This window comes from Albidovulum inexpectatum, from assembly GCF_002927635.1.
Lineage (GTDB): Bacteria > Pseudomonadota > Alphaproteobacteria > Rhodobacterales > Rhodobacteraceae > Albidovulum > Albidovulum inexpectatum.
Genome location: NZ_PRDS01000007.1, coordinates 146,203 through 166,996, shown reverse-complemented (window position 1 = coordinate 166,996; position 20,794 = coordinate 146,203). Strand labels below are relative to the sequence as shown.

General features: G+C 63.5%; 17 protein-coding genes. 6 read left to right on the top strand and 11 right to left on the bottom strand.

Features of this window, described 5'->3' with window-relative positions; all coding sequences use genetic code 11:
- Positions 1 to 22 precede the first annotated feature (22 nt).
- From rseP to pyrH, 6 genes are all read right to left on the bottom strand, one after another.
- On the bottom strand, positions 23 to 1,360 hold the full coding sequence (gene rseP, locus LV82_RS11855) for an RIP metalloprotease RseP (protein WP_104071931.1): 1,338 nt from the start codon (positions 1,358 to 1,360) through the stop codon (positions 23 to 25).
- Positions 1,361 to 1,363: 3 nt separating this feature from the next.
- Positions 1,364 to 2,545, bottom strand: a complete 1,182-nt coding sequence (dxr, locus tag LV82_RS11850) for a 1-deoxy-D-xylulose-5-phosphate reductoisomerase (RefSeq protein ID WP_104071929.1) — start codon at positions 2,543 to 2,545, stop codon at positions 1,364 to 1,366.
- Positions 2,546 to 2,549: 4 nt separating this feature from the next.
- The gene (locus LV82_RS11845) at positions 2,550 to 3,347 is read right to left on the bottom strand and encodes a phosphatidate cytidylyltransferase (RefSeq protein WP_104071928.1); all 798 of its coding nucleotides are present in this window, start codon (positions 3,345 to 3,347) and stop codon (positions 2,550 to 2,552) included.
- Positions 3,344 to 4,072 carry a polyprenyl diphosphate synthase gene (gene uppS / locus LV82_RS11840; protein ID WP_104071926.1) on the bottom strand — a complete coding sequence of 243 codons (729 nt, stop codon included), beginning with the start codon at positions 4,070 to 4,072 and terminating at the stop codon, positions 3,344 to 3,346. Before uppS ends, LV82_RS11845 begins: the two co-directional genes overlap by 4 nt.
- 29 nt (positions 4,073 to 4,101) lie before the next feature.
- Positions 4,102 to 4,665: a ribosome recycling factor gene (gene frr / locus LV82_RS11835; protein ID WP_104071924.1), complete on the bottom strand. Its 564-nt coding sequence runs from the start codon at positions 4,663 to 4,665 to the stop codon at positions 4,102 to 4,104.
- Between the two features lie 130 nt (positions 4,666 to 4,795).
- Positions 4,796 to 5,527 carry a UMP kinase gene (pyrH, locus tag LV82_RS11830; protein WP_104071923.1) on the bottom strand — a complete coding sequence of 244 codons (732 nt, stop codon included), beginning with the start codon at positions 5,525 to 5,527 and terminating at the stop codon, positions 4,796 to 4,798.
- A gap of 142 nt (positions 5,528 to 5,669) precedes the next feature.
- On the opposite strand from pyrH, the gene miaA reads away from it, so the two are divergent.
- The 6 genes from miaA (at position 5,670) to LV82_RS11800 (ending at position 14,098) form a co-directional block, all read left to right on the top strand.
- A complete protein-coding gene (gene miaA, locus LV82_RS11825) occupies positions 5,670 to 6,539 on the top strand; it encodes a tRNA (adenosine(37)-N6)-dimethylallyltransferase MiaA (RefSeq protein ID WP_104071921.1) in 870 nt (289 codons plus the stop codon).
- A 121-nt stretch (positions 6,540 to 6,660) separates the two neighbouring features.
- Positions 6,661 to 7,554, top strand: coding sequence for a helix-turn-helix domain-containing protein (locus tag LV82_RS11820; RefSeq protein WP_245873153.1), 894 nt, complete (start codon positions 6,661 to 6,663; stop codon positions 7,552 to 7,554).
- 189 nt (positions 7,555 to 7,743) lie between these two features.
- Positions 7,744 to 9,393, top strand: a complete 1,650-nt coding sequence (locus LV82_RS11815) for an ABC transporter substrate-binding protein (protein WP_245873152.1) — start codon at positions 7,744 to 7,746, stop codon at positions 9,391 to 9,393.
- A gap of 95 nt (positions 9,394 to 9,488) precedes the next feature.
- Entirely contained in the window at positions 9,489 to 10,532 is a 1,044-nt protein-coding gene (locus tag LV82_RS11810) for an ABC transporter permease (protein ID WP_104071919.1), read from the top strand.
- Between the two features lie 13 nt (positions 10,533 to 10,545).
- Entirely contained in the window at positions 10,546 to 11,970 is a 1,425-nt protein-coding gene (locus LV82_RS11805; protein ID WP_104071917.1) for an ABC transporter permease, read from the top strand.
- Between the two features lie 46 nt (positions 11,971 to 12,016).
- On the top strand, positions 12,017 to 14,098 hold the full coding sequence (locus tag LV82_RS11800) for a dipeptide ABC transporter ATP-binding protein (RefSeq protein WP_104071915.1): 2,082 nt from the start codon (positions 12,017 to 12,019) through the stop codon (positions 14,096 to 14,098).
- Between the two features lie 26 nt (positions 14,099 to 14,124).
- Here LV82_RS11800 and LV82_RS11795 read toward each other — a convergent pair whose 3' ends face one another.
- From LV82_RS11795 to LV82_RS11775, 5 genes are all read right to left on the bottom strand, one after another.
- Positions 14,125 to 15,213, bottom strand: a complete 1,089-nt coding sequence (locus tag LV82_RS11795; RefSeq protein WP_104071913.1) for an ABC transporter ATP-binding protein — start codon at positions 15,211 to 15,213, stop codon at positions 14,125 to 14,127.
- 19 nt (positions 15,214 to 15,232) lie between these two features.
- The gene (locus LV82_RS11790) at positions 15,233 to 16,888 is read right to left on the bottom strand and encodes an alpha-amylase family glycosyl hydrolase (protein WP_245873151.1); all 1,656 of its coding nucleotides are present in this window, start codon (positions 16,886 to 16,888) and stop codon (positions 15,233 to 15,235) included.
- A 7-nt stretch (positions 16,889 to 16,895) separates the two neighbouring features.
- Positions 16,896 to 18,035, bottom strand: coding sequence for a carbohydrate ABC transporter permease (locus LV82_RS11785; protein WP_104071909.1), 1,140 nt, complete (start codon positions 18,033 to 18,035; stop codon positions 16,896 to 16,898).
- Positions 18,036 to 18,038: 3 nt separating this feature from the next.
- Positions 18,039 to 19,268, bottom strand: a complete 1,230-nt coding sequence (locus LV82_RS11780) for a carbohydrate ABC transporter permease (RefSeq protein WP_104071907.1) — start codon at positions 19,266 to 19,268, stop codon at positions 18,039 to 18,041.
- A 68-nt stretch (positions 19,269 to 19,336) separates the two neighbouring features.
- Entirely contained in the window at positions 19,337 to 20,689 is a 1,353-nt protein-coding gene (locus tag LV82_RS11775; RefSeq protein WP_104071905.1) for an ABC transporter substrate-binding protein, read from the bottom strand.
- Positions 20,690 to 20,794 lie beyond the last annotated feature (105 nt).

Here is a 20,794-nt window from a genome sequence, read left to right as displayed (position 1 = left end):
GGGCCTGCCCCGGACGCCGTTCTCAGGTGCAGAACAGATCGTTGGTCAGGCCGAACAGCATCAGCGTCAGGACGATTGCCAGACCAAGGGCCATGGCCGCATTCATGAACCGTTCGGACGGGGGCCGGCCGGTCGCCCATTCATAGGCATGGAACACAAGATGTCCGCCGTCGAGCACGGGAATCGGGAACAGGTTGACCAGGCCGATCGCCGTTGACAGCGCCGCAATCATCCAGACGAAGGAATCCAGCCCCGCACTTGCTGCCGTGCCGGTGGCCTGCGCGATCGCGATCGGGCCATTGATGTTGCAACTCGAGATCGCCCCGGAAATGATGCTGGCAATCCCGGTAATGGTGCCTTCGATGATGCCCCAGGTCTGCGACACGCCGATGCCCAGGGCTTCGACCGGGCCGGGATGGCGCGTGGCGGGCTCGAAGAAGAAGGACGACGTGATCCCGATCAGCCAAGCGGTTTCAAGCCCGCCATCCTCGGTCGGGACGGGGCGCGGGCGCGGTGTCAGCGTGGTCTGGAATACCTGACCGTCACGCCAGACATCCAGCGTGATCGGCGCCCCCTCGCCCGAACGGATAATGGTCTGCAGATCTGTCAGGCGCGCCACCGGCTGCCCGTTGGCCGCGACGATCACATCACCGGGCATCAGCCCGGCATCCTGCGCCGCGCTGCGCGGCTGTACCGACATCACGATCGGAGGCATCAGCGTCGGCCCCGTCACGGTGATCTCCTTCCCGTCGCGCAGGACGCGGTATTCCACCGTCGCGCTGGGCGGCAGCTTTTCGACGGCTTCGGCCAGGGCGGCATAGTCCGGAGTCTCGATCCCCGCCACGGCCAGAATGCGGTCGCCCGGCCGCAATTCGTTGACCTGCGGCAGCGGCCTGATCGAGGCGATCTCGGGGCCGTCCGTCGCCACGCCGCTGACAAAGGTCATGGCCGCAAAGACCACAATCGACAGGACGAAGTTGAAGGCGGGGCCGGCGAAGACCGTCGCCGCGCGCGCCCACAGGGGCGCCCCGTGCATCGTATGGCGACGCTCGTCCTCGCTCAGATGGGCAAGCGTCTCTTCATCGGCCCCGGCCGAAGCGGCATTCGCATCGCCAAGAAACTTCACATAGCCGCCAAGAGGGATCGCGGCGACCTGCCATCGCGTGCCGTGCCTGTCCATGCGCGACCACAATGCCGGACCGAAGCCGATCGAGAAGACCTCGGCCTTGATCCCGGACCAGCGGCCAACGATGTAGTGGCCGAATTCATGCACGAACACGATGATCGACAGGGCAACGACGAAGGACAGAACCGTCAGCCCCGAGCTTGCGAAAGATGCGATCAGTCCCGTCGTTTCCACGCCCTATCCTCCGAATTGTCGTGCGATCACATCGTCCGCGACCTTTCTGGCCTCGGCATCCATCTGAAGCACCATATCGAGATCCGCAGGCACCTTGCCAAGGGCGGGATCGCGCGAAAGGCGGTTCAGCACGTCATCCACGACCTCGGCCATCTGGGTGAAGCGGATGCGACCCTCGATGAAGGCGTCCAGCGCGGCCTCCTTGGCGGCATTGAACGCGGCCCCCGCCAGCCCGCCGATCCGCATGACATCGCGCGCCAACCCCAACGCGGGATAACGCTGCGGGTCTGGGACGCGAAAGGTCAGCGAACCGGCCCGGGCCAGATCCAGCGGCGCGACCGGCAGATCCCTGCGTTCGGGCCAGTTCAGCGCATAGCCAATGGCATGGCGCATGTCCGGCGCCCCCATATGCGCGATCACGCCCCCGTCGCGAAAGGCGACCAGGGCATGAACCAGGGATTCGGGATGCACCAGAACCTCGATCCGATCCGGGTCGATTCCAAAGAATTCATGCGTCTCGATCAGCTCCAGCGCCTTGTTGAACATCGACGCCGAGTCGATCGTGATCCTTTGTCCCATGGCCCAGTTGGGATGCGTCGAGGCCTGTTCGACCGTCGCCTGGGCCAGCTTCTCGATCGGCCAGTCGCGGAAAGCCCCGCCAGACGCCGTGATCGTGATCGACTGCACGGCCTCCATCTCCTCGCCCTGCAGGGCCTGGAAGATGGCCGAGTGCTCGCTGTCCACAGGCAGGATGCGCGCGCCATGCGCCCGCGCCTCGGCCAGAAGAAGCGGGCCGGCGGTCACAAGGCTTTCCTTGTTGGCCAAAGCAAGCGTCGTGCCATGCGACAGGGCCAGGAAGCCCGGCACCAGCCCCGCGGCCCCGACGATGGCCGACATGGTCCAATCACATGGCCGCTGCGCAGCCTCGAGAATCGCGTTTCGGCCCGCAGCCGCGGCAATACCGGTGCCGGCAAGGGCCTCTTTCAGCGCCCCAAGCAACGAGTCATCCGCGATCACGGCAATTTCTGCACGCAGGGCACGCGCCTGGCTGGCCAGCAGCGCGACATTGCGTCCGCCGGTCAGCGCGACGGTGCGAAAGGTTTCCGGACCTCCTTCGCGAAGAAGAAGATCAACCGTGCTCTGCCCGATCGAACCGGTCGAGCCAAAGATCGAGATCCTGCGCATCGGATCAGAACCGCACCACGGGAACGTCGGTCAGCTGCGCCACGATCAGCATGAAGATCGCCGCTCCCAGCAGCCCGTCGAACCGATCCATCAAGCCACCATGCCCCGGGATCAGGGCCGACGAATCCTTGACGCCAGCCTTGCGCTTCAGAGCGCTTTCGGCGATGTCGCCAAGCTGCGAGGCAAGTGACAGAAGCGCCGAAATCCATATCAGGTCGCGTCCTGCCGTCGAGATGACAAGAAATACCGCGCCGACAATGGCCGCGCCGATCCAGCCCGCGACCACCCCCGACCATGTCTTCTTCGGGCTGAAGCGCGGCCAGAATTTCGGCCCACCGATCATCCTTCCAGCGAAATAGCCGGCAATGTCCGTCACGACCACGACAAGGATCAACCACACGATCCACAGCATGCCATAGCCGTCACGGAAGGCGACAAGCCCATAGCAGGCCACCATGATCAATACGGCATAGATCGCAAACGCGAACCGCATCGGGCGGCCCGGACGCAACAGACCCGCCAGTGCCGGCAAGACAAGAAGCGGCATCAGAAAGGGATTCTGTCCATAAAGGACCACGACCATGCAAATTGCGGCAAGGCCGGCAAGCGCCAATGCCTCCCTTGGGCGCGACTGGTCGGTCATGGCGGCCAGTTCCCAGATCATCAGCGTACCGACAAGCACCGACAGCGCCGCGAACCACGGGCCGCCCAGCCAGACCAGAACGATACCGGCCACGGCCATCGCAATCCCGGACCCGGCCCGCGCGGCCAGGTCGCCCCATTTGCCTTCCGTTGCCGTCATGCCGTCAGAGCGCCCCCAAACCGTCTTTCGCGCGTCCCGAAGCGGGATACGATCTCTGCCATTTCCTCGGGCGTGAAGTCGGGCCACAGCGTCGGTGTGAACTCGTATTCCGCATAGGCGCATTGCCACAGCAGAAAGTTGGAAATCCGCGTCTCGCCGCTTGTGCGGATCACCAGGTCCGGATCAGGAATATCCGCCGTGTCCAGATGGCCCGAGAACGTTGCGTCATCCAGATCTTCCGGCCGGGCGCGGCCCGCGGCGACATCGCTGGCGAAGTCGCGCGCGGCGCGCAGGATCTCATCCCGTCCGCCGTAGTTGATCGCCACCGTCAGGTGCAACCGATCGTTGTTGCGCGTGCGCTCCTCGATACCCGCCATCAGGGCCTGCAGCTTGTCGTCAAGCCGATGCCGCGCGCCGATGAAGCGCATGCGAACGCCCTGTTGCGCCAGCCGGTCGGCCTCGGACTGAATATAGCGCGAGAACAGCGCCATCAGGCCGATGACCTCTTCGGTCGAACGCTTCCAGTTCTCGGTCGAAAAGGCATAAAGGGTCAGATAGCGGATCCCGAGCTGCGGCGCGGCCTCGACGATGCTGCGCACCCGTTCGGCGCCACGCCGATGCCCGACAAGCCGTGGCCAGCCGCGAGACGTCGCCCAGCGACCATTGCCATCCATGATGATGGCCACATGCGCAGGCGCGCCAGTCGTGATGTCCCTCGCGGCCATCGGCAGCCCCTCTTGCCTCAATGCAGGTCTCAGACCTGCATGATCTCGGCCTGCTTTTCCTCCAGCGCCTTGTCGACCATCGCGATGTGACGATCGGTCATGGCCTGAATTTCATCCTGCCAGAACTTCTGGTCGTCTTCGCTCATGCCCTCGGCCTTGGCCTTCTTGATGCGATCCATGCCATCGCGCCGCACGTTGCGGATCGCGACGCGGGCGTGTTCGGCATATTGCGCGGCGACCTTGGCCAGTTCCCGCCGACGCTCCTCGTTCAGCTCGGGGATCGGCAGCATGATGATCGTGCCGTTGGTCTGGGGGTTGATCCCCAGGCCGCTTTCGCGAATGGCCTTTTCGACCTTTCCGACCAGGCCCTTGTCCCACACGTTCACCGTCACCATGCGGGGTTCGGGCACGTTGACGGTCGCCAGATGGGTCAGCGGCGTCATCGCGCCGTAGGCATCGACCATGATCGGCTCGACGATCGAGGCCGAGGCCCGCCCGGTGCGAAGGGATGCGAATTCCTGGCGCAGTGCGTTCAGTGCGCCGTCCATGCGCCGTTCCAGATCGTCAGTCTGAATTTCGATGTTCTCGCTCATGCCTGTATCGCCGTGATTGTTCCGAATGTCGGGTTTTCGTTCGCACCTCTATAGCGCCAAGGGCAAGCAGCTGTATAGAGAGCGATTGCGCCGATTTCCGGGCAGCGCCCGGTTCCGCGCCGATTTCCTGTCACTGGCCGACATGCGTATAGGTGCCACGCCCCGAAAGGATGCCACGGAACCCGCCCGGTTCATCCAGCGAAAAGACGATGATCGGCAGGTTGTTTTCCCGCGCCAACGCGATCGCGCTGGCATCCATCACGCCCAGATGCTTTTGCAGCACCTCGTCATAGGTCACGCGATCATAGCGCTTGGCGTCGGGGTGCTTCTTCGGGTCCTTGTCATAGACACCGTCGACCTTGGTGCCCTTGAAGATCGCCTCGCAGGCCATCTCGTTGGCGCGCAGCGTCGCCGCGGTGTCGGTCGTGAAATAGGGATTGCCCGTTCCCGCCGCGAAGATGCAAACGCGTTTCTTTTCAAGATGGCGCACGGCGCGGCGCCGGATATAGGGCTCGCACACTTCGTCCATTCGAATCGCGCTGATGACACGGGTGAAGACCCCCATCGATTCCAGTGCCGACTGCATGGCCAGGGCGTTCATCACCGTGGCAAGCATCCCCATATAGTCGGCAGTGGTCCTCTCCATCCCCTGGGCCGAGCCCTGAAGGCCGCGGAAGATGTTGCCGCCGCCGATGACCATGCAGATCTCGACGCCAAGATCGCGCACCGACTTGACCTCGCGCGCGATTCGCTCGACGGTCGGCGGGTGCAGGCCGTATCCCTGGTCCCCCATCAAGGCCTCGCCGGAGATCTTCAGAAGGACACGCTTGTACTTGACACTGGGCTCGTCCGACGCGCTCATGCCTGCTTCCCTTGCCGCTGTTCTGGATCGCGCGCAACATGACGGAATTCGCGCCCGGGTTCAACCGCAACACCCATGCAGTCGCGATGCGTCGCCGATCCAGCCCGCGCTCCGAATGAAGGCAGTCGGTTAAAAAAACGTAATGATTGACGAAATAGACCATGAAACACCGGTTTTGATCGCCGGTCCCACCGCTTCGGGGAAGTCCGAGCTGGCGCTGCGCATAGCCGAGGAAAAGGGCGGCGTCATCGTGAATGCCGATGCGCTGCAGGTATGGTCGTGCTGGCGCATTCTGTCCGCGCGCCCTTCCGAACTGGACGAAACGCGGGCGCCGCACATGCTTTACGGCCACCTGCCGCCGGGGGCGGATTACTCGGTGGGCCATTGGCTGCGCGAGGTCGCGCCGATCCTTCATGGCCCCAGCCGCCCGATCATCGTTGGCGGAACCGGGCTCTATCTGACCGCGTTGACCGAAGGGCTTGCCGAAATTCCCGAAACCCCGCCCCGGATCCGGGCCGAAGCCGACGCTCGGATCGCGCGCGAGGGTCATGCGGCTTTGCTGGCCGAGCTCGATCCGCAGACCGCCGCCCGGATCGACCGGAACAATCCGGCGCGCGTGCAGCGGGCATGGGAAGTCCTGCGCGCCACCGGCATTGGGTTGGCCGAATGGCAGGACCGCACGCCTCCGCCCCTCTTGCCGCTGTCGCGCTGTCTGCCGATCGTCATCGATGCTGATCGCGACTGGCTGGCCGAACGCATAGATCGCCGTTTCCTGCAGATGATCGATGCCGGCGCGCTGGCCGAGGTCGAAGCGGTTCTGCCGATCTGGGACCCGCTGGCGCTGTGGGCGCGTGCGATCGGCGCGCCCGAACTTGTGGCGCATCTGCGCGGCGAATTGTCGCTGGATCAGGCCATCGGACGCGCACAGGCCGCATCGCGCCAATACGCCAAGCGCCAAAGGACCTGGTTTCGCAACCGGATGAAAAAGTGGCGCCGTGTGTCCCGCCCGTGATCGTCCGAACCGACCGCCACGGCGCCGTACCGCCGCGGATACGCGCCGCGGCACTTCCGGCTTGAACCCCGGTGGCAAAGGTCTAGGCTGCGCCCCGGGATCCAGATGAAAGACGAACTCCGTGCCTGTTCTGTTCACAAGGGAGCTGATCCGCGCGCTTGATCCTGGCCCCGAAGAAAAGGCCGATGCGCGGCCATGGGACCGCTGCAGGGCAAGGGTCGTTCCGGTGCAGCAGCTGGCCTCTGGCGGAAAATGGCGCGCCGGATCGATGCGCGCCCTGGCCGAGCCGATGCTCTTGTGGTTCACGCGCGGACAGGGGCGGATCACGATTTCCGGGCTTCGCCGCGGCTATGGTGTGCACAACGCGATCCACGTCCCGGCGGGCGTGATGCATTGCGTTGAAATTGGCCCACAAACATTTGGAAGTGCTGTATTTTTCGGATACGAACCCAACCTTGCGCTGCCCCGGGCCCCGTTGCACCTGCGTGTGCGCGACGTCGCGGCACAGGCCGCGCTTTCCTCGTTGATAGAAAATGCGCAGCGCGAACTTGCTTCCGCGGCACCGCTGTCCCGCCAGGCAGCATGGCACCATCTGGGCCTGATCGGCATCTGGCTGATGCGGCACGAAAACCTCGCCCAGGAAAGCCCTGGTCCGGATGCCGCGCAGCGGCTGGTGACCCGATATACCGATCTGATCGAATGCACCCTTGGCAGCGGCAAGGGAGTGGCCGAACTCGCCGCGGAACTTGGCGTGACCCCGACCCATCTGACGCGCGCATGCCAGAAATGTTGTGGCCGGTCGGCCATGGCCCTTCTGCAAGATCGCCTGATGTTCGAGGCACGGCTGCTTCTGGCGGAAACGCGCCTGCCGGTGGCCGAGATCGCTAGACGGCTTGGATATGGGTCGGCGGGCTATTTCACGCGCGCCTTCGAACGGCAAACGGGCCAGACCCCGTCGGCATTCCGCAAGGTCAACCGCCGAGACCCTGTCACCGATGCCACAAAATCGGGTTGAAAAGCTGGATGTTATCGTTGACCCTTGGGCCGCAAGCTGGCGCAAGGGGCCGACAGGTCCCGAATTTCGACAACGCATCGGCTCCACGCCCCGCAGGCCGCGTCAGCAGAACAAGATCGGGGGCGCGGCGCAGACATGATGGCCGGCCGACTGCAGGCTTGCCGCAAAACAGACCGGGGAGAACAAGACATGACAGGACCGACCGCCAAGGGCATCCATCCCGCCGCACGTCGCTATGCCGAAGAAGTGCGTGAAGGCACGATGAGCCGGCGTGAATTCCTGACCCGCGCCTCGGCGCTGGGCGTCGGGACCGGAGCAGCCTATGGGCTGCTTGGGCTCGCCGCGCCCTCGCCCGCATTTGCGCAGACGCCGAAGATGGGCGGCACCTTGCGGGTGCAGATGGAAACCAAGGCCCAAAAGGACCCACGCACGTGGGACTGGTCCGAACTTGCCAATTTCGGTCGTGGCTGGCTGGATTACCTGGTCGAATACAACCGTGACGGCAGCCTTCGCGGGATGCTGCTGGAAAGCTGGGAGGCGAACGAGGACGCCACCGAATACCTGCTGCATGTCCGCCGCGGCGTGAAATGGAACAACGGAGACGACTTCACCGCGGCGGACGTGGCCCGCAACATCGAACGCTGGTGCGATGCCACGGTCGAGGGCAACTCGATGGCCACGCGCATGGGTGCGCTGGTGGATGAAGCCACCAAGAAGGCGCGCGAAGGCGCGATTTCGATCGTTGACGATCACACGGTCAAGCTGACGCTGCCCGCGCCCGACATCACGATCATCGTCGGCATGGCAGACTACCCGGCGGCGATCGTCCATTCCAGCTATGATGGCGGCGATCCATCGGCGAACCCGATCGGCACCGGCCCCTATCTGCCCGAGGTGAACGACGTTGGCGTCCGCCAGGTCCTGGTTCGCAATCCCGACCATACATGGTGGGGGACCGAGGTCTATGGCGGCCCCTATCTGGACCGGATCGAATATATCGACCTGGGCACCGATCCGTCATCCTTCCTGGCCGCGGCCGAGGCCGACGAGATCGACATGCTGCATCGCACCGACGGCGATTTCGTCGAGATCTTCGACACGATCGGCTGGACCAAGTCCGAAGCGGTCACGGCGGCCACGATCGCGGTTCGATTCAATCAGCAAACCGAACCTTACACGGATCTGAACGTTCGCAAGGCGCTGCAGCTCGCGGTGGACAATGCGGTCGTTCTTGAACTTGGCTATGCCGGTCTGGGTTCGCCGGCGGAAAACCACCATGTCTGCCCGATCCATCCCGAATATGCCAAGTTGCCGCCGATTGAATTCAATCCGGCCAAGGCGAAAGAGATGATCGAAGCCGCCGGCCATGCCGATACGGAATTCGAACTGATCTCGATCGACGATTCCTGGCAGGCCGCGACATGCGACGCCGTGGCGGCACAGCTCCGCGACGCCGGGATCAAGATCAAGCGCACGATCCTGCCCGGTTCGACCTTCTGGAACGACTGGCTGAAATACCCGTTCTCGGCGACCGAATGGAACATGCGCCCCCTTGGCGTGCAGGTCCTGGCACTTGCCTACAAGTCGGGCGTGCCGTGGAACGAAACGGGGTTCTCGAATGCCGAATTCGACGCCCTGCTGGCCGAATCCATGTCGATCGCCGATGCCGACAAGCGCCGCACGGTCATGGCGAAGCTCGAGAAGATCATGCAGGACGAAGGCGTGCTGATCCAGCCCTACTGGCGCAACGTCTATCGGCACTTCAAGCCGAATGTTCGCGGGGCGGACATGCATCCGACCTTTGAACATCACCACTACAAGTGGTGGATCGAAGCCTGATCCGAGACCGGGCCGGGGACATGTTCTCCGGCCCGATCCGAGGCCTTTCGGAACAATGATGCCTGCCCCTTTTGCGGGACGAGGACCATTTACCCATGCTGACATTTCTTGTCCGGCGCACCTTCGTGATGTTGCTGACGGCGCTATGCCTGACCTTCGTCGTCTTCGTGTTGACCAATCTGCCGCCCAATCTGGAAAAGCTGGCCAAGACCGAGGCCGGTAGCCGCATCAGCGATGCCGAGGTGGAAAGCTGGCTTGAACGCAACGGCTTCGCGCGCCCGATGCTCTTGCGCTATGGCGAATGGATGGGCGTCGTGCCGGGCTGGCGGAACGAGCAGGATGGCAAGGTCACCGGACGCTGCATCCAGCCCGGGCAGGATCCCGCCACGGCGCCGCGCTTTTGCGGCGTGCTGCAGGGCTACTGGGGCTTTTCGACCTTCTTCAAGGCGCCCGTGGGCGAAAAGATCGCCTATCACCTTGGCCTGACCGGGATTCTGATGTTCTGGGTCATGGTCGTGATGGTCCCGATGGCCCTGCTGATCGGGGTACTGGCCGGCATGCGCGAGGGGTCGCGCCTTGACCGAACCCTGTCGACCTTCTCGATCGCCTCGACCGCCACTCCGGAATATGTATCGGGCGTTCTGCTGATCGCGGTCTTTGCATCGTCGATGTTCGGGCTGAAGTGGTTCAAGGGAACCGCGACCGGCGCGATGAACGACGTGACCTTCGAGAATTTCGCCCTGCCCGTCCTGACGATCGCCCTGTACGGCACGGGCTATATCGCGCGGATGACCCGGGCCTCGATGGCCGAGGTGATGACGTCGCAATACATCCGCACGGCCCGGCTCAAGGGGCTGAGCTTTCGCACGATCGTGCTGCGACATGCGCTGCGCAATGCGCTGATCGCGCCGTTCACGGTGATCATGCTGCAGTTTCCGTGGCTCTTGAACGGCGTCGTCATCGTCGAGACTCTGTTCAGCTACAAGGGTTTCGGGTGGACGCTGGTTCAGGCGGCGGGCAACAACGATATCCAGCTGCTTCTGGGCTGCTCGGTCGTGGCGGTAATGGTCGTGCTGGCGACACAGCTGATTTCGGATATCGGCTATGTCCTGCTGAACCCGCGCATCCGGATTTCATGAGGCAGGAGTGAGCATGCAACCTCTCGACTGGACCGGTTCGCTGGCCTTCCTGAACCCGGTCACCATGGCCGCCGCGTTGGCGCTGCTTGCGGCGCTGTTGGTTCAGACCGTTCTTTCGGCTCTGGCGCCAGATACACCCGCGACCGCGCCCACGCGCGTGGTGGCCGAAACGCCGCGCGCGCTCGCGCTGGCCGATCTTGCCGTGCGCCTGCTGTTTGTCACGCTTGTGATACTGGTGCTGGTCTATCCGATGGTCGGGGCGCTGCTGCCGCCGGAACAGGGCGGGATCATCGGGGCGCTGACCCGCCGTTTTCTGCCGGTCTGGATCGCGCTGGGCATCACGTTTGCGCTGTCGGTGCGCTACAAGCGGCGACTTGGCCTGTATGGCAAGCTGTTCGACTCGACGATCGGGATGATCGGCTTCGGTCTTGTCATGTTCTGGGTCTTCACCGCGATCTTCTCGGACCTGATCATCACGCAGGACGTTCTGGAACAGGTCAGCCGCATGAAGAACAAGGCGCCGGGCACGGCCTTGCCGGACGGTTCGGGCTGGTATCTGCTGGGCGGCGACCACCTTGGCCGGGATGTCTTTTCGCGCATGGTCGCAGGGTCGCGCATCGTGATCCTGATCGCCCCTTTTGCGACCATCTTCGCCTTCATGGTCGGCATCACGCTGGGCCTGCCTGCGGGGTATTATGGCGGGCGCCTGGACAGTATCCTGTCCTTTCTGGCCAACCTCATCCTGGCCTTTCCGGTGATCCTGCTGTTCTACCTGCTGGTCACGCCCGAGATCGTGCAAACCGGAATGCCGCAATATCTGGCGGTTGTCCTGTTCCTGTTCCCGATCATCTTCCTGCTGACCATGGTCAATTCGCGTTTTCGCGTGAACCCACCGCGACGCAACCTGCTGGTGGCCGTGATCGTCGTCCTTGGGGGCTATGTCTATCTGTCACTGATCAGCGAACCCGACAGCGCGATCGCCATTCTGCCATCGGCCGTGGACGCAATCTCGATGCCCGGGAATATCCTGATCGTGTTCGTCTCGGTCGTCTTCGTCAATGCGCCCACGGTTTTCCGCATCGTCCGGGGCATCGTGATGGACATCAAGACACGCGACTATGTCGCGGCGGCGCAGACGCGCGGCGAACGGCCATGGTACATCATGATCTGGGAAATCCTGCCAAACGCACGCGGGCCGCTGATCGTCGATTTCTGCCTGCGCATTGGCTATACCACCATCCTTCTGGGAACATTGGGGTTCTTCGGGCTCGGACTTTCACCGGAAAGCCCGGACTGGGGCTCGACCATCAATGCGGGGCGCAAGCTGATGACGATTGCGCAGCACCCCGCGATCGTGCCCGCGCTTGCGCTGATGAGCCTCGTTCTGGGGTTGAACCTGCTGGCCGATGGCCTGCGCGAGGAAAGCCTGCGGGACTGATGATCGTCATGTCCCGCCGAACGACATATCCGACAGGAGACGCGCGATGACCGATCAGGCTCATGACGGACCGATCCTGGAGATCGAGAATCTCTCGATCAGCTTTTTCACCCGCCTGCGCGAAATCCCGGCGGTGATGGATTTCTCGTGCACGGTTCAGCCGGGCGAGGCCATGGGCCTGGTGGGCGAATCCGGCTGCGGCAAATCCACCGTGGCGCTGGCGATCATGCGCGATCTTGGGCGCAACGGCCGCATCACCGGCGGCTCGATCCGCTTTCGGGGGCGCGAGCTGACAACCATGCCCGAGGCGGAGCTGCGCGACATCCGGGGCTCGCAGATTGCCATGATCTATCAGGAGCCCATGGCCTCGCTGAACCCCGCGATGAAGATCGGACAACAGCTGATGGAGGTGCCGATCGTCCATGAAGGGATCAGCAAGGCCGAGGCACGCGCCCGCGCGCTCGAAGTCGTGGCCGATGTGCGCCTGCCCGACCCCGAGCGGATCCTGAAAAGCTATCCGCATCAGCTTTCGGGCGGCCAGCAGCAGCGTATCGTCATCGCGATGGCGCTGATGTCCAAGCCCGCGCTGCTGATCCTGGACGAGCCGACCACCGCGCTGGACGTCACGGTCGAGGCCGCGGTCGTGGACCTAGTCAAGGACCTGGGCCGAAAATACGGCACCTCGATGCTGTTCATCAGCCACAATCTGGGCCTTGTCCTGGAAACCTGCGACCGCATCACCGTGATGTATTCCGGCGAGGCGGTGGAAACGGGATCGGTCCGCGACGTATTCGACAAGATGCGCCATCCCTATACGCAGGCGCTGTTTCGTTCGATCCCCCTGCCCGGCGCCGACAAGACCCGGCGCCCCCTGATTGCCATTCCCGGAAACTTTCCCCTGCCGCATGAGCGACCCCAGGGCTGCAATTTCGGCCCCAGATGCGACTACTTCGTTGCCGGACGTTGCGATGCGGCCGACATTCCGATGTTCCCGGTCCCCGGGGACGCGTCCCACAGTTCGCGCTGCATCCGCATGAACGAGATCGACTGGGATGCCCCGCCCGCGGCGCCGGTCAAGGGTGAGCGCACGCCGATCGGCGCGCCGGTTCTTCAGGTCGCAGATCTCAAGAAATACTATGAACTGCGCGCGAATGCCCTGTTCGGCGGGGCCGCGCGCGTGGTCAAGGCCAATGAATCGCTTAGCTTCGAGGCGCGCGAGGCCGAAACCCTGGCCATTGTCGGCGAATCCGGCTGCGGAAAATCGACCTTTGCCAAGGTTCTGATGGGGCTGGAAACGGCGACGGACGGCCGGATCGTCCTGCTGGGCAACGAGGTGCAGGATACGCCGATCGAGAAACGTACGGCCCAGACGATTGCCTCGGTCCAGATGGTGTTCCAGAATCCGTTCGACACGCTGAATCCGTCGATGACGGTGGGGCGGCAGATCATCCGGGCGCTGGAGGTCTTTGGCATCGGCAAGACGGATGCCGAACGGCGCGAACGCATGTTGCAGCTTCTGGACCTGGTCAAGCTGCCCCGCGAATTCGCCCGCCGGATGCCACGCCAGCTGTCGGGCGGCCAGAAACAGCGCGTCGGCATCGCGCGCGCCTTTGCGGGCGATGCGCGGATCGTGGTGGCGGACGAACCGGTCAGCGCACTCGACGTCTCGGTTCAGGCGGCCGTGACCGACCTTCTGATGGACATCCAGCGCGAAAACGGGACGACATTGCTGTTCATCAGCCACGACCTGTCCATCGTGCGCTATCTGTCGGATCGCGTTCTGGTCATGTATCTGGGCCACGTCGTCGAGATCGGCACGACCGAGCAGGTCTTCAGCCCGCCCTATCACCCCTATACCGAGGCGCTGCTTTCCGCCGTGCCCATTGCCGACACGCATGTGAAGAAAAAGCATATCGTCCTGGAAGGCGAAATTCCGTCGGCCATCAATCCGCCGCCGGGCTGTCCCTTCCAGACCCGCTGTCGGTGGAAATCGCGCGTGCCGGGCAATCTGTGCGAAACCAGCGTTCCGCCGATGCGGCAGATGGCTGACGGTCACCAGATCAAGTGCCACCTTTCCGAGGCCGAATTCGCCGAAATGGAGCCCGTCATCGAGATCGCGGCCGAGTAGGACGGCCTGCGAAACCGAACGACGGATCAGCGATACAGCAGCGATTGCCCCGCGTGGAACAGGTGCACCTTGTCGGGGTGCGCGGTCAGGCTGACCGGCTTGTGCCGCAGGTCCGACTGGATGCCCGGCACCTTGGCAATGACCGGCATGTCCTCTCCCTGCCCGTGGAAATGCAGCAAGGTCACCTCGCCCAGGGCCTCGGTCAGCTTGACCTCTCCGCTGAAGACGGCCTCACCGTCGGTTGGCACGAAATCCTCGGGTCGTATCCCCACGCGAACGGGCAGCCCCATGTCCGAGTCCCGCGTCGGCACGGCCGAGCGGACGATACCGCCGGATTTCAGCCTGACGGTCGTTTCCGCACCGGTACCGATCACCTCTCCTTCCAGCAGGTTCATGGCGGGCGAGCCGATGAACTGCGCCACGAATTCGTTGCGCGGCCTTTCATACAGTTCCAGCGGCGTGCCGAACTGGCCGATCCCGTTGCCGACGGTCAGGACCACGATCCGATCGGCCAGCGTCATCGCCTCGACCTGGTCATGGGTGACATAGATCATGGTCGAGTCCGGCATCTTTTCCTTCAGCTGCGCGATCTCGATACGGGTCGCGACGCGCAAGGCGGCATCCAGGTTCGACAGGGGTTCGTCGAACAGATAGACCTTCGGGTCGCGCACGATCGCACGACCGATGGCCACCCTCTGTCGCTGACCACCCGACAGCGCCTTGGGCAGACGATCCAGATAGGGGGTCAGTTGCAGGATCTCGGCCGCGCGGCGGACAGCCGTGTCGATCTCGTCCCGCTTTCGCCCCGCGATCTTCAGCGCGAAGGCCATGTTGTCGTAAACCGTCATGTGCGGATACAGCGCATAGGACTGAAAGACCATGGCAATTCCTCGCTGCGCGGGCGGGACGTCGTTGACGACCTGCCCCTCGATTTCCAGCGTGCCCGAGGTAATGGATTCCAACCCGGCGATCATGCGCAGCAGGGTGGACTTGCCACAGCCCGATGGCCCGACGAAGACCACCAGCTCTCCACGTTCGATTTCCAGGTTGATGTCTTTCAGGACATGCACATCGCCATAGGATTTCTGCACGTCGCGCAGCGTGACACTGGCCATCGTTCCCCCCTAACCCGTATCAATCGGTCTTGCGTGCCAGAAGGCTTGCCTGCCACGGCCCCAGTTCCACGGTGCCATCGGGCTTTGGCGCGACCATTCCCAGATCCTGTCCGATGGGCGTGCCATCGCCAAAGGGAAGCCGCGCAACACCCGGACGATCGGAAAGGTTGATCGCGATGGCGATTTCCTCGCCGCCCCCCTTGCGGACAAGGACGATGGCGTCGCCCTGCGCCTCGACGGCGCCTTGCGTGCCCTTGCGCAAGGCTTCGTGTTCGTGCCGCAGCGCCAGAACGCGCCGGTAATGGGCGGGCAGACCGTTCGGGTCGTCCACCTGCAGGTCCGCCGCGCGGGCAAGATGCTCGGCCGGGACCGGCAGCCAGGGCTTCACTGTCGAAAACCCGCCATGGGGCGCGTCGTGTTGCCAGACCATGGGCGTGCGGCAACCATCCCGCCCCTTGTAGGTCGGCCAGAACTCGATGCCATAGGGGTCGCGCAGGTCCTCGAAGGCGATTTCGGCTTCGGGCAGGCCCAGCTCTTCGCCCTGATACAGGCAGACCGACCCGCGCAGGCAGACCAACAGCGTAGCATAGGCGCGCGCCGCCTGATCCGACAGACCCCAGCGCGAGATGTGGCGCGGAACGTCATGATTGGACAGCGCCCAGCAGGGCCAGGCGTCGGGCGCGATGTCATCGACCCGGCCCAGAACCTCGGCCAGGCGCGGCGCGGTCAGAGGCTCCCGCGAGAGGAATTCGAACGAATAGCACATCTGCATCAGATCGTCGCCGGCCGTGTATTCGGCCATGATCTGCAGCCCGCGCTGGGCATCGCCCACTTCGCCCACCGCCGCGGCATTGTACTGGTCCATCAGGCGGCGCAGGCGGCGCAGGAAGTCCAGGTTTTCGGGCTGGTTCTTGTCGTACAGGTGTTCCTGCCAGTTATAGGGATTGACGGCAGGCGCGATCGTGTCGTTGCGCAATTCCGGCGGCAAGGCAGGATTGTCGCGCAACTGCTTGTCACAAAAGTAGAAATTGATGGTGTCCAGCCGGAAACCGTCGACACCACGATCCAGCCAGAACCTGGCCACGTCCAGCAAGGCGTCCTGGACGTCGTGGTTGTGAAAGTTCAGATCGGGTTGCGATGTCAGGAAATTGTGCAGGTAGTACTGCATCCGTTTTCCGTCCCATTGCCAGGCGGAACCGCCGAAGATCGACAACCAGTTGTTGGGCGGTGTCCCGTCGGGCTTGGGATCGGCCCAGACATACCAGTCGGCGCGCGGATTGGTCCGGTCCTTGCGGCTTTCCACGAACCAGGGATGCTGGTCCGACGTATGGCTGAGCACAAGGTCGATCATCACCTTCAGGCCCAGCTCATGCGCCCGCGCCACCAGCGCATCGAAATCGGCAAGCGTCCCGAACATCGGATCGACATCGCAATAATCCGACACGTCATAGCCGAAATCCTTCATCGGCGACTTGAAGAAGGGCGATATCCAGATCGCATCCGCGCCCAGCCGCGCCACATGGTCCAGCCGCCGGGTGATCCCGGCAAGGTCGCCGATCCCGTCGCCATTCGTGTCCTGATAGCTGCGCGGATAGATCTGGTAGATCACCGCCCCACGCCACCAGTCCTTGTCTGCCCCGGCCCGTGCCGAAAGGCTCTTGTCGATCATTGTCATCTTGTCCTCACTTGACCGAGCCGGCCAGAAGGCCGCGCACCAGGTATTTCTGCATCGCAAAGAACACGAACAGCGGCACCGCGATCGAAACGAAGGCCGAAGCCGCCAGAATTTCCCAATCCCCACCGCGCGAACCCAGCAGGTTGACCAGCGCCCCGGTCAGCACCAGTTGATCGTTGCCCGTACCAAGGAAGACCAAGGCCACCAGCAGATCGTTCCAGGTCCACAGGAACTGGAAGATCGCGAAGGAAGCGATCGCCGGAAAGCTGAGCGGCAGGATGATCCGGGTGAAGATCTGGAACTCCGTCGCGCCATCCACACGCGCGTTTTCGATGATGTCGCGTGGCAATCCGGCCATGTAATTGCGCAGAAGATAGATGGCCAGCGGCAAGCCAAAGCCGGTATGGGCCAGCCAGATCCCAAGATAGCCCTTGCCGATGCCAACCCAGTTATGCAGCTGCAACAGCGGGATCAGCGCCAGCTGCAGCGGCACAACCAGAAGCCCGACCACCGCGGCGACCAGCAGTGCCCGCCCCGGGAAATCCATCCACGCAAGGGCATAGGCCGCAAAGGCCGCGATCAGGATCGGGATCACCGTGGCCGGGATCGCCACGGTCGCGGTATTCAGAAAGGCCTGACCGATGCTGATGCCGGTATTGGCCCCGACCAGGACCTGCCGGTAATTGTCCAGCGTGAATTCGGGCGGCTGGGTTGCCGTCGCAAAGATGCGCGGCAGGCGCTTGCCCTCCAGCGGATCGGGCGAGGTCAGGACGTAGCGGCCCTTGTCGTCCACGCTCAGCGTCATGCCGTCCTTCAACTCGGCCACGTCTCCCGGCTGGTAAGCCTGCGGCTTGAGCGAAGACGTACCCCAGGCGCTTAGCGTCGATCGTTCGCGTGGAAAAAGCGTGCCCTCGATCACATAGAGCCCGTCGCGCAGCTCGGGCTCGCCCTCGACGCGGATTGCGGGCAATTGCCGTTCCTGCGTGGCCAGCGCGCTCCACCACCCCGAGGACGAAATCTGATCCGCCGTGCGGAACGACGAGATGAACAGACCTAGGGTGGGCACCACCCAAAGGGCGACAAGGAAAAGGACGGACAGATGAACCGTCCAGACAAGTGCGGACTTGCGGCCAGCAACGCGATCCATGGCCTACCTCATCTCCTTGCGGACATTGTAGACGTTCCAGACAAGGATCGGGGTCACCAGAGCCATGATCACCATGGCCGCGGCCGACCCCACGCCGATATCGAAGGCGCGGAACATCTTGTCGTACATGTAGTTGGCCAGAACCTGCGTCTCCCACTGGCCATTGGTCATCGCAAGGACGATGTCGAAGACCTTGAGCACGACGATCGTGATCGTGGTCCAGACCACGACGATCGTCCCCATGATCTGGGGCACCTTGATGCGGAAGAAGATCTGGAACGGGTTTGCGCCATCCAGGATCGCGGCCTCGATCGTCTCTTCCGGGATGGCACGCAGCGCGGCCGACAGAATGACCATGGCAAAGCCCGCCTGGATCCAGACCAGAACGGCCATCAGGAAGAAGTTGTTGTAAAACAGGATGGTCAGCCAGGTCTGCGGCTTGCCATAGGGAAGTTCGGCCGTGGCCACGCCAAGGACCCCGCGCAGGCTGAGATACAGCACCGACAGCCCTGCCAGCACAGCCAGCACGCGCAGCAGCCCGGCCAACGGGCGCCGCGCCAGACCTGCCGGGTCGGTCGCGACCGGTCGCCCGACGCGCCAGACGCCCCATGCAACGCCGGCGGCAAAGGCCAGAATGGCCGCGATCGGCAGGGCCTTCAGCACCAGTAGCGAGCCCCATCCCCCCTGAAACTGCAGCCACAGGGCATTCAGAAGTCCGATCTGCGGCTGGCCTTCCGGGCGCGCGTCATAGACCAGCTTCCAGATCACCGACGCACCGACGAAGGAAATCGCCATCGGCATGAAGATCAGCGACTTTGCGATGTTGCCCCACCATATGCGGTCGGTCAGCTGCGCCACGATCAGGCCGAATGCGGTGGACAAGGCGGGAACGACGATCAGCCACAGCATGTTGTTGCGCATCGATTCCCAGAACTTGGGCTCGGCCAGCATGCGGCTGTAGTTTTCCAGGCCCACGAAAGTGCCTTCGCGAGACAGTGACAGCCAGCTTGTGGCGACAACCGGATAGGCAAGATAGAGCCCCAGCGCAAAGATCGCCGGAAACAGGAACAGCCATGGCCGGATCATGTTGGCGCGATTGATGTTGCGCCCTGCATTCGCGCCCCTGGGCGGAAAGATCACGCGATCCAGCAGCAGATTCGACGCATAGAAATAGCCGACACAGCCCCCGACCCCGATCACGATCGTCATCAATGCCTGGATTGTCGGATGCATCGTGCCCTCTCCTGAAACAGATGGCCGGCCCGGGACGCCCTGCCCCGGACCGGCGGAAAGTGTTGACCTTACTCCTTGGGCCAGCTGGCCTCGATCGCGTCGGCCACTTCCTTGGCCGACTTGCCACCGACGTAATCGACCATGCCGGTCCAGAACGTGCCCGCGCCCACGGCGCCCGGCATGAGGTCGGACGCGTCGAAACGGAAGGTGGTCGAATTCAGCAGGATCTCACCCTGCTTCTTCAGCGCATCGTTGGCATAGGCCTCGGGATTGGCGCCCTTGAACGGGGTCAGGAAACCGGACTGGGCCATCCAGATCTCGTGGGCGATCGGCGTCTTCAGCCATTCGATGAAGGCCCGCGAAGCCGGCGTGTCACGCGTGATCATGGCCAGCGTGCCGGCACCCAGCACCGGCTTGCCCAGATCCTTGTCGGCATAGGCCGGCATGTAGAAGAAGTCGGCATCGACGCCCAGCTGAGTGCCTTCGGGGAAGAAGGTCGGAATGAACGACGCCTGGTGGTGCAGATAGCACTGCGGGGGCGAGGTGAAGAGACCCTTCGGGCTGTCGCGGAAGTCGGTCGCTGCAACGGCCGCGGTGCCGCCGGCCACGAAGGCGTCGTTCTTGGCGAACCAGCCGAATTCCTCGATCGCATTGATCACGGCCGGATCATTGAACGGGATCTCGTGGCTGACCCACTTGTCATAGGTCTCGGGCGAAGCGGTGCGCAGCATCATGTCCTCGACCCAATCGGTGGCAGGCCAGCCTGTCGCCCCGCCGGATCCAAGCCCGATGCACCAGGGCGTGCCGCCATCGGCGACGATCTGCTCGGTCAGCGCCTTGAGCTCCTCCATCGTCTGGGGAACCTCATAGCCCGCATCCTCGAAGTTGTCGGGCACGTACCAGACCAGCGACTTCACGTCGATCTTGTAGGGGAAAGCGTACAGGGCGGTCTGCCCGTCCGGCCCCTTGTAGCTGCCCAGGCTGACCCAGCTGTCCCCCGCGGCATAGTTTTCGCGCAGCCAGGATTCGGTCTCTTCGCCAAGCGGTGCCAGGTATCCCTTGCTGGCAAGCTCGGCAATCAGACCGGGCTGCGGCAGGACCGCGATATCGGGCGGCGAACCCGCCTGCGTGTCGATGACGATCTGCTGTTCGTAGTTCTCCGACGACGAATAGCTGACTTCGGCACCGGTCGCGGCCTCGAAATAGGCCAGCATCGATTCGACCAGCACCTGATCCTCGCCGCGCCACGGGCCGAAGATCGTCAGGGTCTGACCGGCCAGGTCATATTTCTCGGCAAACTGGTTGTAGCTGCCCCAGTTGAAGCGCGCATCCTCGCCCACCGGAAACTTCAGATCCTGCGCCGAGGCCAGCCCGGCGGCAAGCGCCAGCGGGGCCGCGAATGTCATGCAGCGATATTTCATGCAGTCCTCCCTACGAAATTGTCAAAGCGCGGCGGTCAAGGGAATCAACAGCCAAAGCGCTTTGAAGGCATCATAACGGAAACGGGCGGGGTTTCGTCAATTGTT